The organism is Leifsonia sp. Y878 (assembly GCF_057669685.1).
Window position 1 is genome coordinate 855,398 of record NZ_JBYHFS010000002.1, and the last position, 15,015, is coordinate 870,412.

The 15,015-nt window shown below is 63.8% G+C and carries 13 protein-coding genes; all 13 read left to right on the forward strand.

The genetic code is table 11. The features are described from left to right. Positions 1–247: 247 nt before the first annotated feature. The 13 genes from AC25Y4_RS10165 to miaB all read left to right on the forward strand — a co-directional run bounded on the left by AC25Y4_RS10165 (position 248) and on the right by miaB (position 15,010). Positions 248–1,273, forward strand: coding sequence for an efflux RND transporter periplasmic adaptor subunit (locus tag AC25Y4_RS10165; RefSeq protein WP_488120272.1), 1,026 nt, complete (start codon positions 248–250; stop codon positions 1,271–1,273). Then, a complete protein-coding gene (locus AC25Y4_RS10170; RefSeq protein ID WP_488120471.1) occupies positions 1,270–2,073 on the forward strand; it encodes an ABC transporter ATP-binding protein in 804 nt (267 codons plus the stop codon). Before AC25Y4_RS10165 ends, AC25Y4_RS10170 begins: the two co-directional genes overlap by 4 nt. 5 nt (positions 2,074–2,078) lie before the next feature. Beyond that, positions 2,079–3,329, forward strand: coding sequence for an ABC transporter permease (locus AC25Y4_RS10175; protein WP_488120273.1), 1,251 nt, complete (start codon positions 2,079–2,081; stop codon positions 3,327–3,329). Between the two features lie 83 nt (positions 3,330–3,412). Next, positions 3,413–3,904: an N-acetyltransferase family protein gene (locus tag AC25Y4_RS10180; protein WP_488120274.1), complete on the forward strand. Its 492-nt coding sequence runs from the start codon at positions 3,413–3,415 to the stop codon at positions 3,902–3,904. Between the two features lie 135 nt (positions 3,905–4,039). Further along, on the forward strand, positions 4,040–5,641 hold the full coding sequence (locus AC25Y4_RS10185) for an MFS transporter (protein ID WP_488120275.1): 1,602 nt from the start codon (positions 4,040–4,042) through the stop codon (positions 5,639–5,641). A gap of 60 nt (positions 5,642–5,701) precedes the next feature. Then, positions 5,702–8,626, forward strand: a complete 2,925-nt coding sequence (locus tag AC25Y4_RS10190; protein WP_488120276.1) for an FtsK/SpoIIIE family DNA translocase — start codon at positions 5,702–5,704, stop codon at positions 8,624–8,626. 4 nt (positions 8,627–8,630) lie between these two features. Further along, complete coding sequence (pgsA, locus tag AC25Y4_RS10195) at positions 8,631–9,239, forward strand: CDP-diacylglycerol--glycerol-3-phosphate 3-phosphatidyltransferase (RefSeq protein ID WP_488120277.1); 609 nt, start codon at positions 8,631–8,633, stop codon at positions 9,237–9,239. Further along, the gene (locus AC25Y4_RS10200) at positions 9,232–9,765 is read left to right on the forward strand and encodes a CinA family protein (RefSeq protein ID WP_488120278.1); all 534 of its coding nucleotides are present in this window, start codon (positions 9,232–9,234) and stop codon (positions 9,763–9,765) included. The genes pgsA and AC25Y4_RS10200 overlap by 8 nt, the downstream gene beginning before the upstream one ends. Before the next feature lie 155 nt (positions 9,766–9,920). Beyond that, entirely contained in the window at positions 9,921–10,229 is a 309-nt protein-coding gene (locus AC25Y4_RS10205) for a helix-turn-helix domain-containing protein (RefSeq protein ID WP_488120279.1), read from the forward strand. 122 nt (positions 10,230–10,351) lie between these two features. Then, positions 10,352–10,573 (forward strand): DUF3046 domain-containing protein, encoded by a 222-nt coding sequence (locus AC25Y4_RS10210; protein WP_488120280.1) that lies wholly within the window; start codon positions 10,352–10,354, stop codon positions 10,571–10,573. Positions 10,574–10,963: 390 nt separating this feature from the next. Then, the gene (gene recA / locus AC25Y4_RS10215) at positions 10,964–12,082 is read left to right on the forward strand and encodes a recombinase RecA (RefSeq protein WP_488120281.1); all 1,119 of its coding nucleotides are present in this window, start codon (positions 10,964–10,966) and stop codon (positions 12,080–12,082) included. A gap of 95 nt (positions 12,083–12,177) precedes the next feature. Continuing rightward, positions 12,178–13,302 (forward strand): regulatory protein RecX, encoded by a 1,125-nt coding sequence (locus AC25Y4_RS10220; protein ID WP_488120282.1) that lies wholly within the window; start codon positions 12,178–12,180, stop codon positions 13,300–13,302. A 91-nt stretch (positions 13,303–13,393) separates the two neighbouring features. After that, on the forward strand, positions 13,394–15,010 hold the full coding sequence (gene miaB / locus AC25Y4_RS10225) for a tRNA (N6-isopentenyl adenosine(37)-C2)-methylthiotransferase MiaB (RefSeq protein WP_488120283.1): 1,617 nt from the start codon (positions 13,394–13,396) through the stop codon (positions 15,008–15,010). Positions 15,011–15,015 lie beyond the last annotated feature (5 nt).

Below are 15,015 nucleotides of genomic sequence, written 5' to 3' on the forward strand. Positions count from 1 at the left end.
GTGGGTTTGGGTTGCGTGGGTTTGGGTTGCGTGCGTTTGGTCGTGCGTTCGCGCGACGGCTGGCAGCCGTGACGACGAATCGGATTGTCCCCCCGACGGGTGACTGGTCTCATCCTGTAGAGGTATTTTGCTGCTCAGGCGCTGTTTCTGTGACGACAGCCCCCTAGGCTCAGAGAATTGTTGTCGATCGGATGGGGTACCGATGAACGTCGCTCGCAAATGGGTTTTTCCAATCATCAGGTTGGTCGTGATCGTCGCGATCGCTGTCGCACTGGTGAAGATCGCTTTCTTCCCTGACAGTGCAGAAGCGAACGATCCGGCCCAGCCGACCGGCCAGGTCGTCGAGCCGCAGATCCCTGTTGCCCTGGGAACCATCACGAACGATGTGACCCTGCCTGGCACCATTAACGCCGACGCGGCTGTGCCCGTTCGAGCCACCGCCATCGGCACCGTCGACGAGGTCTTCGCCAGCACCGGTCAAACCGTGAACGCCGGCGACAAATTGTTCGACATCAAGGTGGAGACGGTGCGTGATCCCGTTGAAACGACGGATGCCGCCGGCAACATCTCCATCACCCAGCCCAAGCCATCCGTCACGTTTGAGAAGGTGCTCGCACCCATCACTGGCGTGCTGAGTTCGCTGACCGTGATTCACGGCCAGTCAGTGGCCGTCGGCGAGACCAGCGGCCAGGTCGCGCCACCGACGTTCTCCGTGACCGGGTCGCTGAGCCCCGAGCAGCAGTACCGCCTGGTCACCAAGCCGACTGAGGCATCCATCGCCATCACCAACGGTCCAGCTCCGTTCACGTGCACAGGACTCAGCATCACGACCCCGCTGGCCGGCGCCGAAGGCGGCTCAGGGGGAGGCTCCGGTGCAGGATCAGGCGCCGGAACGAGTGCGGGCGCCAGCGGCGGAACCAGCACGACGGTCAGCTGTGCCATTCCGTCTTCGGTGACGGTCTTCCCCGGCCTGGCCGCAACAATCACCATCGCAGGGGGCAAGGCGGAGAACGTGATCGTGGTGCCGACCACCGCTGTGAAGGGCTCTGCGGAGACGGGAATCGTCGGTGTGGTGTTGCCGGATGGAACCGTTGAAGATCGCTCCGTGACGCTCGGCATGAGCGATGGCACCAACGTGGAGGTCGTGTCGGGGCTCGCAGAGGGCGAATTGATCAACCAGTTCGTGCCTGGCGCCCTGGTGCCAGACGCGAACGGCTGCATCGCCATGCCAGACGGCAGTATGGAGTGCAATGGCATGGTGAGCGCGCACTGATGCTGTTGCGACTAGAGGGCGTGACCCGAACCGTCCAGCTCATCGACGCGCCGCCCCTGACCATCCTCGACGGCGTCAACCTCGAGGTCGCCGTCGGTGACCGGGTGTCGATTGTCGGCCGCTCCGGCTCTGGCAAGTCCACCCTGCTCAATCTGCTTGGCCTACTCGATAACCCGACGTCTGGGCGGATGGAATTCGACGACAAGGACGTCTCGTCCATGTCGAGCTCCAAGCGCGATCGCGTACGCGGCCGGGATGTCGGCTTCATCTTCCAACAGTTCAATCTCCTGCAGGGGCGCACGGCCCTGGAGAATGTGATGACCCCGCTGCTTTATGCAGAGGGCCGCCAATTCTGGAAGCGCAGCACGATCGCGGCAGAGATGCTCGACCGCGTCGGACTCGGCCAACGGCTGAGCGCCATGCCTGACAAGCTGTCTGGCGGTGAACAGCAGCGCGTGGCCATTGCCAGGTCGCTGGTGCGCGGGCCGAGGTTGATCCTGGCCGACGAGCCGACGGGCGCACTCGACCTCGAGACGGGTGCCTCTGTCATGGCGCTGCTGGACGAGGTGGCCACCGCGTCGGGCGCGGCACTCGTGACGATCACCCACGACCCGGCCATCGCTGCACTGTCAACGACGCACTACCGGCTGGATCGCGGCATCCTGACCCCGTTTGACGCAGCCGTTGCGGCAGCTGTGTTGGTGGCCTCTGCGACCGAGAACACAGCTGTGCGAGCGCGGGCGGCCGCGCAGGCTGACGTCGCAAACGACAGTGCAGACACGTTGGCGGTGACGACATGAAGCGGATGGCAAGCAACATCGTTGGCTCGCTCGTTGAGGCCTGGCAGGAAGTGCGCATCCACAAGACCCGCGTAATGCTCTCCCTTGTCGGCGTGGCCGTCGCGGTGTGCGCGATCACCACAGTGGTTGGCCTTGGCGGGATCCTGGGCCAGGTCCAGCAGGAACAGAACGAGAAGTATGGCGGCCGACCGGCGAACCTGCAGGTGTATGCCACGAACGCTGATGGATCCACCCCGGATGCTTCTCTGATGAACGAGGCATGGACGAGCGCGCTTGACCGCTACGACATCACATTCTCCAGTCGAAATGTCACGTCTCTCCTTCAGGTGCAGTTCGCAGATGGGGCGTCGAATGTGCAGACCACGGGCGTCGACCAGGCGTACGGCGACATGCACCGCGTTCGTCTCACCGACGGCGGCTGGTTCACGCCAGAGGATTCAGAGCGGCTTGCTCCTGCCGTCATCGTGAACAGCATCTATTACGAGCGTCTGGGCAGTCCAGACCTGGCCAGTCATCCGACCACCTCGCTGATCGGGCAGCAGAGCACAACGGCCGTGGTCACCGGGGTTTTCCCGTCGAGCCAGTGGGACACTGAACCGGCGATGTACATGTTGACCGACGCGCTTCAGGCCCTCCCAGCTGCCCCCAGCAGTCCAAGCGACCAGAGCTCTGACATGTACGGTTTCGGTGGGCAGCCGCCGACGTACGAGGTGTGGGTTCCGCCTGATCTCGCGGTGCCGCTCACCGAGGCCCTGCAGCGCGACATCAAGGGAGCGCTGGGCAGCGGGTCGAATGTGTCCGTCAGCCGGTCGGACTATCTGGCGTATAACGACGGCAGCGACCCCTACCTGTCCATGAAACTGGTGATCGGCGGAATAGCAGGGCTGGTGCTTCTGCTCGGCGCCCTTGGCCTGGTGAACATCGCACTGGTCTCGCTCAAACAGCGGATTCGCGAGATCGGTATCCGGCGGAGCTTTGGCGCCACCGCGAACCGCGTGTTCTTCGCCGTGATGATGGAGAGCGTCGTCGCCACCGTCGTGGCCGGGGTCATCGGTGTCATGGTGGCAGTCTTGATCGTGAAGAACCCGCTGGTCGAGGACTTCATCGGCCAGGGCATGATCACCGATTTCCCGCCGTTCCCTGTTGATGCGGCCATCATCGGGCTCGTTGCAGCGACAGCAGTCGGCGCGCTGGCCGGCCTGTTGCCCGCACTCGTCGCCGTGCGCGTGAAGGTGATTGACGCCATCCGCTACTAGCGCCTGCCCTCGCGAAACAGGGATTTACACCCCCAGCCACCACTCGAAATCTGGCCGAAACAACGGTGAATTATCGTCAGTTCATGGACGGCTTTCGCGTACGTGACGCTTCAACCGGTGATGCCAGGGTGCTCACCGACATGCTGGTGGAGGCCGCGAACTGGAACTGGCGCCAGTCAAGGCCGCGGGTGGCCGTGCTGGCCGACAGAGACTTCTCACGCTACGTCTCTGGCTGGCAGAAGCCAGGCGATGGCGGGTGCATCGCAGAAGGCGACGACAATTCGTCCGTCGGTGCCTGCTGGTATCGGCTCTTCGCTGCGAACGATCCCGGCCACGGCTTCGTCGGCACCGGCGTGCCTGAACTGATTCTCGGAGTGAATCCGGTCTGGCGCGCGCAGGGCGTCGGCCGGGCTCTCCTGGATGCCGTTGCCGCGCAGGCGCGCAGCGCGGGGCACGCACGCATCAGCCTGAGCGTTGAACGCGGCAACTACGCAATCAACCTGTACCGCACGGCAGGGTTCTTCCACATCGACTCTGTGGGAAGCCGCGAGACCATGGTGCGCACGCTCCGCTAGTTCATGACGCGTGTAGCTGACGACACGCGAGCCGGCCGCGTGAGTCTTTCTCACTGCGCGCCTGCGCAAGCTGCTACGTTCACCTCAGACGACGTGCGACACAGTGCGGGGGCCAGCGTGAAAAAGTGGACAGCAGTGAGCATCCTGGGCGCGGCCCAGTTCGTGATGGTGCTCGACAGCACCGTGATGAACGTGTCCATCTCCACGGTCGTCAAAGATCTCGACACCACGGTGTCCGCCATGCAGAGCGCGATCACGTTCTACACCCTGACCATGGCAGCGGTGATGCTGCTCGGCGCGAAGCTCGGAGATGTGTGGGGGAGGCGCCGCGCTTTCGTGATCGGCTCGATGGTCTACGCGCTCGGCTCGCTCACCACCGCGCTCAGCCCGAACTTCGCCACGCTGTTCATCGGCTGGTCAGTGGTCGAAGGCCTCGGCGCTGTGCTGGTGATCCCCGCGATCGCCGCACTCGTCGCCAGCAACTACGAGGGCAAGGACCGCATCAGCGCGTACGCCATCATCGGCGCGATCTCTGGCGCTGCGGTCGCTGCTGGGCCGCTGATCGGTGGGTTCCTCACCACCTATCTCAGCTGGCGCTACGTGTTCGCCGGCGAGGTCGTGATCATGATCATCGTGCTGCTCCTGGTGCGGAAGGTCGCAGACACCAGTACCCCGCAGCGCATCAGCATCGACGTCCTGAGCGTGCTCCTGTCGGCCTTCGGGCTCGTTCTCGTTGTCTTCGGGATGCTGCAGAGCAAGACCTGGGGCTGGGTGCGCCCGTTGCACCCGCCCGTCATTAACGGCGTCACCATCGCGCCGCTGGGCATCTCGCCGACGGCATACCTGGTACTCATCGGCTGCGTGCTGCTGTGGTGGTTCTTCGTACGCCAGGAGCAGCTCGTCGCCCGGTCGCGGAATCCGCTCGTTCATGTGTCGATGTTCGGGATCCGGCAGCTGCGCAGCGGCTTGAGCGTGCTGGGAGCGCAGTACGCGATCACGGGCGGCATCTTCTTCATGATCCCGATCTACCTGCAGATGACACTCGGCCTCGACGCACTGGAGACGGGTGTCAGGATCTTCCCGCTGTCTGTCTCCCTGATTCTGTTCTCCATTGTGGGTACGCGGCTCTCTGCGCTCTGGTCGCCCAAGGCCATCGTGCTGCTCGGGCAATACATCCTCATCGTCTCCTCGTTGCTACTCATGGGCTCTGTCTCGCTGGACCTTCGTGGGTGGCTGTTCGGCACCGGGCTGTTCTTCGCCGGTGCCGCGCTCGGGCTGTTGGCGTCCCAGCTCGGTAACGTGAACATGTCGAGCGTCTCTGCGGCAGAAACCAGCGAGGTCGGCGGACTGCAAGGCGTGTTCCAGAACCTTGGTTCGTCGCTCGGTACCGCAGTGATCGGCTCAGTGCTCATCGCGTCGCTCGGCACCTCGTTCGTCAGCGCGGTAGACGCCAGTTCACTGCCCTCCGACGTCAAGTCAACGGTCGCCGAACAGAGCTCATCTGGAATCGGAATCGTGCCCGTCTCCAGCGTCGATGAGATCGTCGAGCAAGCCGGGCTCTCGGCCAGCGATGGGACGACCCTCACCCAGATCTATAGCGAGTCGCAGGTGTCTTCGCTGCGCCTGTCATTCTTTGCCCTGACCGTCATCGCCCTTGCCTCACTCCTCTTTTCTCGTGGAATCCCAGCTGGCAAACCGGAACGGCCGGTGTCCGCCAAGAAGCAGAAGGCGGCCTGAGCTGGGCGAACTGGGCGTGGGCTCATGGGCAACGTCGCCGGTCGGCGGTAGCGTTGGACCATGGCTACGCGCACTCAGTCAACCGGTCGTGCCTCAGGCACGCCCGCTCGCGGTACCGCCGCGAAGAAGCCCGCAGCCAAGACAGCTGCCCAACGGACCGCGGCCCAGAAGACTTCAGCTCAGAAAACGGTGAAATTTCCGGCCATGGAGCCGAAGCCCCCCGTACTCGTTCGCATGTGGATGGGCCTGGCCCACGTCACAGGTGGCGCTGCTCGCGCCCTCAGCCCAGAGCAGCTCTCCAAAGAAGAACGCAGGGATGGCCTGCCGTTCTTCCTGGTACTTCTTGCCATTGCGGGGGCCGTCGTCGAATGGTTCCTGATCAACGACTCCGTCGCTCAAACATTTGACGCCTGGACCTTCGGCGGACTCTTCGGCCGTGTTGCGTTCGCCCTGCCGGTGATCATGTTGCTGTTCGCGGTCTGGCTCTTCCGCAATCCGAGCTCCGTGCACGACAACGGTCGCATCGGCATCGGACTCTCGCTGCTCCTGGTCTCGGTTTCGGGGCTCTGTCACATCTTTGGTGGACAGCCAAACCCTGAAGAGGGCATGAACGTCCTCGCGCTCTCCGGCGGCGTCATCGGCTGGATGATCGCGGCACCGCTCATCTTCCTGACCACATCAGTTGGCGCGTCGATCGTCGTCATCCTGCTCCTGGTGCTCAGCCTGTTCATCATCACGAAGACGCCGCCGAACAAGGTGGGGGAGCGTTCGCGCGAGCTCTACGCCTGGCTGTTCGGTACCCAGCTGCCCGACCCCGACGAGCGCGAAGCGGCCAAGATGGCCAAGGTGGAGAAGACTAAGCAGGTCGAACTCGACGGTCTTGATGACGGCGACGAGAACAACGAAGACGCCGGCGCGCTCCCGTGGTGGCGTCGCAACAACAGCAAGCGCGAAGAAGACCCCGATTTCGGCAGCGCGATGAGCGTTGACTCCCACGACGCCGACTCGAGTGGCATCGACGCCATGACGGAACTGCTGGGCGGCATCGGGCACGATTCCTCGCACGGCGCGTTCGACACGCCCATCGCCACCCCGCCAGGCGCGGGCGGTGCTGGCGCAGCGGATGCTATGAAGGCTGCAGCAGAGCCTGTCCAGGATCACTACGGCACTGAGGTGCTCGAAGACCTGCAACGCGCCGAAGATGCGATCAAGCAGTTCACCGGTGAGATCGACGTGCACGCCAGTTCAACGAGCCTGCAGGCGGATGACGCAACAGGCCTCACCGAGGTGCTCCCCGGTTTCGACGAGCTCGACGACGCCACCGCCGCCTATCCGAGCGCCGACCTTGAGCCGCAACCGACCGCGCCATACGTGCTGCCGGCGGCATCCACCCTGGTCGCCGGACCACCGGCGAAGGCTCGCTCATCGGCCAACGACGACATCGTGAAGTCGATCACAGAGGTGCTCAGCCAGTTCAACGTCGACGCACGCGTCACCGGCTTCTCGCGGGGGCCGACCGTCACCCAGTACGAGATCGAACTCGGCCCTGGCGTCAAGGTGGAGCGCGTCACCGCGCTCAGCAAGAACCTGTCCTACGCCGTGGCATCCAACGAGGTCCGCATTCTGTCCCCGATCCCTGGCAAGAGCGCCATCGGTATCGAGATTCCCAATACCGACCGTGAGATCGTCACTCTCGGAGATGTGCTTCGCTCCGGCGCAGCCACCAGCAGTTCGCACCCGATGACGATCGGCGTCGGCAAGGATGTCGGCGGCGGATATGTCGTGGCCAACCTCGCCAAGATGCCTCACCTCCTGGTCGCCGGTTCGACGGGGTCGGGTAAGTCGGTCTTCGTGAACTCGATGATCACGAGCCTCCTCATGCGCGCGAAGCCGAGCGAAGTTCGCATGGTACTCATCGACCCCAAGCGGGTCGAGCTGGCACCGTACGCCGGCGTCCCGCACCTCATCACGCCCATCATCACGAACCCGAAGAAGGCAGCGGAAGCGCTGCAGTGGGTCGTGAAGGAGATGGACATGCGGTACGACGACCTCGCCAGCTTCGGGTTCCGCCACATCGACGACTTCAACAAGGCCGTCACGAACAACGAGATCGTGCTGCCGCAGGGCAGCGAGCGGAAGCTCAAGCCGTACCCCTACCTCTTGGTCGTCGTCGATGAGCTCGCCGACCTCATGATGGTTGCGCCGCGCGACGTCGAAGACTCGATCGTGCGCATCACCCAGTTGGCTCGCGCCTCCGGCATCCACCTCGTGCTTGCCACCCAGCGCCCCAGCGTCGACGTGGTCACCGGTCTGATCAAGGCCAACGTGCCGTCACGCATGGCCTTCGCGGTCACCAGCGTCACCGACTCCCGAGTCATCCTCGACCAGCCGGGAGCCGACAAGCTGATCGGCCAGGGCGACGCGCTGTTCCTCCCGATGGGCGCCTCCAAGGCTGTCCGTGTGCAGGGCGCCTGGGTCAACGAGGCCGAGATCGAGAAGGTCGTCAAGCACGTCACCCGGCAGGCCAGGCCTGACTACCGGCCGGATGTCGCCATGGAAGCGCCCCGCAAGGAGATCGACTCCGACATCGGCGACGACCTCGAACTGCTGCTCGCAGCCGCTGAGCTCGTGGTCTCCACGCAGTTCGGCTCCACCTCGATGCTGCAGCGCAAGCTCCGGGTGGGCTTCGCCAAGGCAGGCCGCCTGATGGACCTCCTCGAGTCGAGGGAGATCGTCGGCCCGTCAGAAGGCTCCAAGGCCAGGGACGTGCTGGTGAACGCTGAGCAGATTCCGGCCGTGCTTGCCAAGCTGCGCGGCTCAGACGCTGAGCACGCCGCGCAGGTGGCCGCCGCCCAGCCTGTGCATCGGCCAGAACCGGTCGATCCGCGATACGCAGACGACCCGGTCGCCAAGATGACCGAGAGCTATCCTGAAATCGAAGGCGACTCTGATGAAGACGCCTGGCAACTGACCGACAGGGACTGAACCGATGTCAACGCACGACGCCACTCCCGGAACTCCCGCGAAGGCGAGCAACTGGAACCTGCCCAACATCATCACGGTGGTGCGAATTCTCCTGGCTCCGCTGTTCATGTGGATGCTTCTGGCTGACAACGGCGCAGACGGCGCATTGCGCTGGTGGGCTGCGGCCCTCTTTATCGTCGCGATCGCCACGGACGGCGTCGACGGTGCGATCGCCCGCAAGTACAACCTGGTCACCGACCTGGGGAAGCTCCTCGACCCCATCGCCGACAAGATCCTCACCGGTGCTGCCCTCATCGCGCTGTCCATTTTGGGGGAGCTGTGGTGGTGGGTGACCATCGTCATTCTCGTCCGCGAGGTCGGCATCACCATCTTCCGGTTCGCCATGCTGAGCGACAGGGTCATCCCTGCATCGCGCGGCGGCAAGCTGAAGACCATCCTGCAATCGGTGGCCATTTCGCTCTATCTCGTGCCGCTCTGGCTCGTGTTCGGCGATTGGGTGCACTGGCTGAACGCCATCGTGATGGCGGCGGCGCTCATCATGACGGTGATCACCGGCATCGATTACTTGAGAGCCGCTTGGCGGGAGAACCGATCAAAGCAGCGCGATGCCTGACGCCACCGCAGATGTGACGTCCGAACTCGTGGGTGACCTCACGGCGGGCGTCATCGCGCACCTCACCGGGCGGCACCTGACGCTGGCCGTCGCAGAGTCACTCACCGGCGGGCTGTTGACGGCCGAGTTCATCCGCATCCCCGGCGCCTCACAGGTGGTCAACGGCGGTCTCGTGGCGTACAACACCGAACTGAAGCACTCGATGCTGGGCGTCGATGCGGCGCTGCTCGCGGCGCACGGCCCCGTACACGCAGCAGTCGCCATGGAAATGGCGAGCGGGGTGCGCACCCGGTTAGCCGTCAATGGCAGGCGAGCGGATGTCGGCATCGCCACCACCGGCGTCGCAGGTCCGGAATCCCAGGACGGCCAGCTTCCGGGTACCGTGTTCCTCGGTCTCTCGATGGGCATGCGGTCGTTCGCGATCGCTTTGCACTTGGAAGGCGATCGCGATTCGATACGCAGGCAAACAGTCGACCACGCGGTGAAAGCTGTGAACCAGCTGATTGTGGAACACCTCGCGGAATAGCTCCTGAGGGGTGCCGGTTACAGACACAAGATTCACAAGTAAAGTCCAGTCATCGTCGATAGTCTCAACGTGCGTTGGTCGTAGTAAGGTTGGCCATCGGACAGGGAGTAATCCCGCGATTATTAGCAGTTGACAGGCATGAGAGGGAGGTTCCGATGATTCTTGTTCGTCAGGAAATCGGCGATGTGCTCAGGGACTTCCGCCTGCAGAAAGGCCGCACCCTGCGCCAGGTAGCGAGCAAGGCCAGTGTGGCCCTCGGATACTTGAGCGAAGTGGAACGTGGCCAGAAGGAAGCCTCTTCGGAGATCCTTGCTTCGGTGGCAGATGCGCTTGACACTCCGATTTCAGTAATCATGCGCGAGGTGGGCGACCGTCTTGCGGTGATCGAGGGAATCGATCGATTCCCCGACACCGTCCCAGAAGAGTTCGTCGTCGATTTCGACGCCGGCCTCATGGTGCGCTAGGTCGGTTTCTCGAACACGGCACGGTTCGCACACGAGATATTCGTCAGATTGAGATGCGAAGCAGGGGAGCGCGCGGACATGGTCCGTCGCGCGACCTGTTCTCAATCGGTTAGCGTTGAAGCATGCGTCTGAGTGAGTTCCGCCAAGCGATTAAAGATGAGTTTGGTGACGGCTACGGACGCGTGGTGACGCGCGATCTGGTTCTTCCGGCCTACGGTCGCACGGCCGATCAGGCGCTTTCCGCCGGCATCCCAGCCCGCGACGTCTGGATGGCACTCTGCGTAGAAGTGGATGTTCCCGAACATCGCCGCTATGGCGCTGGCCTCCCAAGGGCTCCCAAGTAGGTTGAACTCCACGAGGGTGAACCCCTCCAACGAATGCGGCACCTGGTGCGCGTTCGCCCTGCGGCAGCATGCGTTCACGCTGCGTTTTCCGTCACGCTCTCGGCTCTCGTCAACCTTTCGTCAATGGACGGCGCGATGCGACACGCGTCGAGAATCTCGTAAAACGTATCGAATACCTGTTCGTATCTTGATAGGCTCCTCAACAGCAGAAGTCGAAGGCGGTCTCTTCCCTGTTGTTGCATCCTCCGGCCAGTGTCGGGGGGTCGGCGTACAGTCTGAATCGTCGACAACCGACAGCTCAATGCCTTGTCGAACGTGCTGTGCGGGGGTTTCCCGCCCGGTGCACCGACAGCCTATAGGCGCCAGAATGCATGACCGAAGGAGACCGAAATGCCATCAGCAGCCGATCGCGAAAGATCACTCGAGACAGCTCTTGCCCAGATCGACAAGCAGTTCGGTAAGGGTTCGGTCATGCGCCTGGGCAGCGACGATCGCGCGCCCGTCGAGGTCATCTCCACGGGTTCCATCGCACTCGACGTCGCATTGGGCGTCGGAGGATTGCCCCGCGGCCGCATCGTAGAGATCTACGGTCCTGAGTCCTCTGGTAAGACCACACTCACCCTGCACGCCATCGCAAACGCCCAGCGCAACGGTGGCATCGCAGCCTTCATCGACGCAGAGCACGCTCTCGACCCCGAGTACGCCAAGAAGCTCGGCGTTGACATCGACGCCCTCCTGGTGTCGCAGCCCGACACCGGTGAGCAGGCGCTCGAAATCGCCGACATGCTCGTGCGAAGCGGGTCCATCGACCTCATCGTCATCGACTCCGTTGCAGCCCTCGTGCCGCGCGCGGAAATCGAAGGCGAGATGGGTGACACCCACGTCGGCCTGCAGGCCAGGCTCATGTCGCAGGCCCTTCGTAAGCTCACCGGTGGCCTCAGCCAGACGAACACCACCATGATCTTCATCAACCAGCTGCGTGAGAAGATCGGTGTCTTCTTCGGCAGCCCCGAGACCACCGCAGGTGGAAAGGCGCTCAAGTTCTACGCGTCGGTTCGCCTCGACATCCGTCGTATTGAGACGTTGAAAGATGGCACCGAAGCTGTGGGTAACCGCACCAGGGTCAAGGTCGTCAAGAACAAGATGGCGCCGCCCTTCAAGCAGGCGGAGTTCGACATCATCTACGGCATCGGCATCTCCCGCGAAGGTAGCCTCATCGACTTCGGTGTCGAGCACGCCATCGTCAAGAAGTCGGGTGCCTGGTACACGTACGACGGTGACCAGTTGGGACAGGGCAAGGAGAACTCCCGTAACTTCCTGCTCAAGAACCCCGATATCGCCAACGAGATCGAAACCAAGATCCTGAACAAGCTGGGCATCGGCGCTGAAGGCGCAGCGGCGAAGGCTGCCACGATGGCGGCAGAAGCGGCGGCCACGGCTGCGGCTACCGCCGCTGCGGGCGACGGCGGCCTCGTCCAGGCTAAGGCTCCGGTGCGCAAGAGCGCGTAGGGCCTCAGCACTGATCGGTACCGAGCGTCATGAGCGTGGCGCTCGGTACCGGACACGCTCGACACGATCGACTAACGAAAACGGCAGGTCACAGGATGGTTCATTTCGAACCCGCTGATGAGACAGCAGCGCGCGGCGACACGGCAGCAGGCGGCGCCAAAGCGGTCCGTGGTGGCAAGGCAGCTCGCGACAACTCGGTGGCTCCCGTGGCTTACCTCCCCGGCGCCACGGGCGAGGCTAGAGGCAGTGATGCAGATCCCGTCGCACTGGCCAGGGCAGCGCTCCGGCGGTTGACCGGCCCAGACACAATCCCGGCGGCATCCGACATGCCAGCATCCGACATGCCGGCATCCGACATGTCGGCATCCGATACGCCGGCATCTGGCGCACCTGAAACTCACGCGCCGGTCACAAGCATCGCCACCAAGCGGATGAGGGCACCGCGCAGCATCTCACGAGCCGTCGATTCGCCGGCGCCCGACGACAGTGCGCCCGATGACAGTGCGCACGACGAGGGGTGGGCGAAGGCGGGCGACGCGGGCCTGACCCGCGCGAGTGCCGGTTTTGACGCTGATACCCGCAGCGCTCATGGCGCCCGATTCGGCCACTCAGATGATGACGACGCGGCCGGCATCGCCCACTTTGGCACCGCCCACTTTGACACCGCGGAGTTCCACGACGCGGCGGCCGATGATGAGGCCGCTGAAGAGGAATTCGACCCGGTGGCCGAACGCGAACACGCTGAGGCGCTGCTCCTTGGCCGCCTGCGCAGTCGATCGCTGTCTGTCCAGGAGGCCACGGCTGTGCTCGGGGCAACGGATGTCTCTCCCGAAGACATTGACGAGATCCTCGCGCACTTCACCGAGCTCGCGTACCTCGACGACAACAAGCTGGCTGATCAGATCATCCACACCCACCACGCGCGCAAGGGCCTCGGTCGCAGCGGGGTTGAGGCCGAGATGCGGCGCCGCAAGCTTGATCCATTCGTCATCATGGAGAAGCTCGATGAGCTTCCAGACGAAGAGCTGGAGCGTGCAACTGAGCTCGCCCTCACCCGGGTGCGCCAGCTGTCCAGGTTCGATGACCAAACGGCTGACCGCCGATTGACCGCATTCCTGCAGCGCAAGGGCTATTCGTCGGCGTCTGTGCGTGCAGCTGTGAAAACCGCGTTGGCCACCCGACTCGGTTCCGGGCGTGCCTCAACGGTGCGTTTCCAGTAGCTGTACTGTCCTGGTCGTGCTGTCCCCGTCCCGGCGCTTTCCGTTGCCGCGGCGGTAACTCCTGCCGGGCAGAACGTAAGCTAGACGGATTATGAGCAGTATGACCAGCACGAGCCACGACATCCTGGAAGCCCCAACAGTGATCGAGCCCTCTGATGCGGCCGTGGACGCGGCCGGGCACGTGCGCACGTACGAGGTTCGCACCTTCGGGTGCCAGATGAATGTCCACGACTCAGAGCGGTTGAGCGGGTCGCTCGAAGCGGCCGGCTACGTTCCCGCCAACGGCGCAGAGGCCGACGTTGTCGTCATCAACACCTGCGCAGTGCGAGAGAACGCCGACAACAAGCTGTACGGCAACCTGGGTCATCTTGCCTCGGTGAAGCGTCGGCATGACGGCATGCAGATTGCCGTCGGCGGTTGCCTCGCCCAAAAGGACAAGAACACCATCCTGAAGAAGGCCCCCTGGGTCGATGTCGTGTTCGGCACGCACAACATGGGTGCGCTGCCGAGCCTGCTCGAACGCGCCAGACACAACGGCGAGGCACAGCTCGAGATCCTCGAGTCCCTGGAAACCTTCCCCTCCACTCTTCCCACGAAACGAGACTCCAGCTACAGCGGCTGGGTCTCCATCTCGGTGGGCTGCAACAACACCTGCACGTTCTGCATCGTTCCGTCCCTCAGGGGCAAGGAAAAGGATCGCCGTCCGGGCGAAATCCTCGCCGAGATCCAGGCCCTTGTCGACGATGGCGCCGTCGAAGTCACGCTCCTCGGCCAGAACGTCAACTCATACGGGGTCGAGTTCGGTGACCGTCTTGCATTCGGCAAGCTGCTGCGCGCAGCCGGCCAGATCGCGGGACTGGAGCGCATCCGCTTCACCAGCCCGCACCCTGCGGCATTCACTGACGACGTCATCGACGCCATGGCAGAGACTCCTGCCGTGATGCCACAGCTGCACATGCCGTTGCAATCCGGTTCGGATCGCATCCTCAAGGCCATGCGCCGCTCATACCGGTCGGCGAAGTTCCTCGGCATCCTTGAGCGGGTACGCGCACAGATGCCGCATGCCGCGATCAGCACCGACATCATCGTCGGCTTCCCCGGTGAGACAGAGGAAGACTTCCAGGAGACCCTGCGCGTTGTGGAAGAAGCTCGCTTCGCCACCGCGTTCACCTTCCAGTACTCCATTCGCCCTGGCACGCCAGCAGCGACCCTGCCAGACCAGATTCCGAAGGCCGTCGTGCAGGAGCGCTACGAGCGACTCATGGCGCTGCAGGAACGCATCTCCTGGGAAGAGAACCAGGCTGTCATCGGCCGCGAGGTCGAACTGCTGGTCGCGAACGGCGAGGGCCGCAAGGACTCAGACACGCACCGGTTGAGCGGGCGTGCCGCCGACAGCCGGCTCGTGCACTTCGACGTTCCGGCAGGCTCAGAGATTCCGCGACCCGGCGACATGGTCACCGTGACCGTCACGGAGGCCGCCCCCTTCCACCTCATCGCCGACTCCGGCGACGGCGCTCCACTGCGCATTCGGCGCACCATCGCCGGCGACGCGTGGGATCGTGCCCAGGCTGACTCCTGCGGTGTTCCAACGCCGGCAGGAAGCTCCTCCAGCGGCGCCGGCCCCGTGTCCCTCGGCCTCCCGTCACTGCGGCTCCGCGGCGGATCGACCACGATCCCCATCTACGATCCCTCCGACGGGCAGCGCTGACACCG

Bases quoted from the DNA above. Each gene is read 5' to 3' on its own strand.
- miaB (WP_488120283.1), top strand. From the start codon at position 13,394: ATGAGCAGTATGACCAGCACGAGCCACGACATCCTGGAAGCCCCAACA.
- recA (WP_488120281.1), top strand. From the start codon at position 10,964: ATGCCATCAGCAGCCGATCGCGAAAGATCACTCGAGACAGCTCTTGCC.
- AC25Y4_RS10210 (WP_488120280.1), top strand. From the start codon at position 10,352: ATGCGTCTGAGTGAGTTCCGCCAAGCGATTAAAGATGAGTTTGGTGAC.
- AC25Y4_RS10200 (WP_488120278.1), top strand. From the start codon at position 9,232: ATGCCTGACGCCACCGCAGATGTGACGTCCGAACTCGTGGGTGACCTC.
- AC25Y4_RS10205 (WP_488120279.1), top strand. From the start codon at position 9,921: ATGATTCTTGTTCGTCAGGAAATCGGCGATGTGCTCAGGGACTTCCGC.
- AC25Y4_RS10190 (WP_488120276.1), top strand. From the start codon at position 5,702: ATGGCTACGCGCACTCAGTCAACCGGTCGTGCCTCAGGCACGCCCGCT.
- AC25Y4_RS10180 (WP_488120274.1), top strand. From the start codon at position 3,413: ATGGACGGCTTTCGCGTACGTGACGCTTCAACCGGTGATGCCAGGGTG.
- AC25Y4_RS10175 (WP_488120273.1), top strand. From the start codon at position 2,079: ATGGCAAGCAACATCGTTGGCTCGCTCGTTGAGGCCTGGCAGGAAGTG.
- pgsA (WP_488120277.1), top strand. From the start codon at position 8,631: ATGTCAACGCACGACGCCACTCCCGGAACTCCCGCGAAGGCGAGCAAC.
- AC25Y4_RS10220 (WP_488120282.1), top strand. From the start codon at position 12,178: ATGGTTCATTTCGAACCCGCTGATGAGACAGCAGCGCGCGGCGACACG.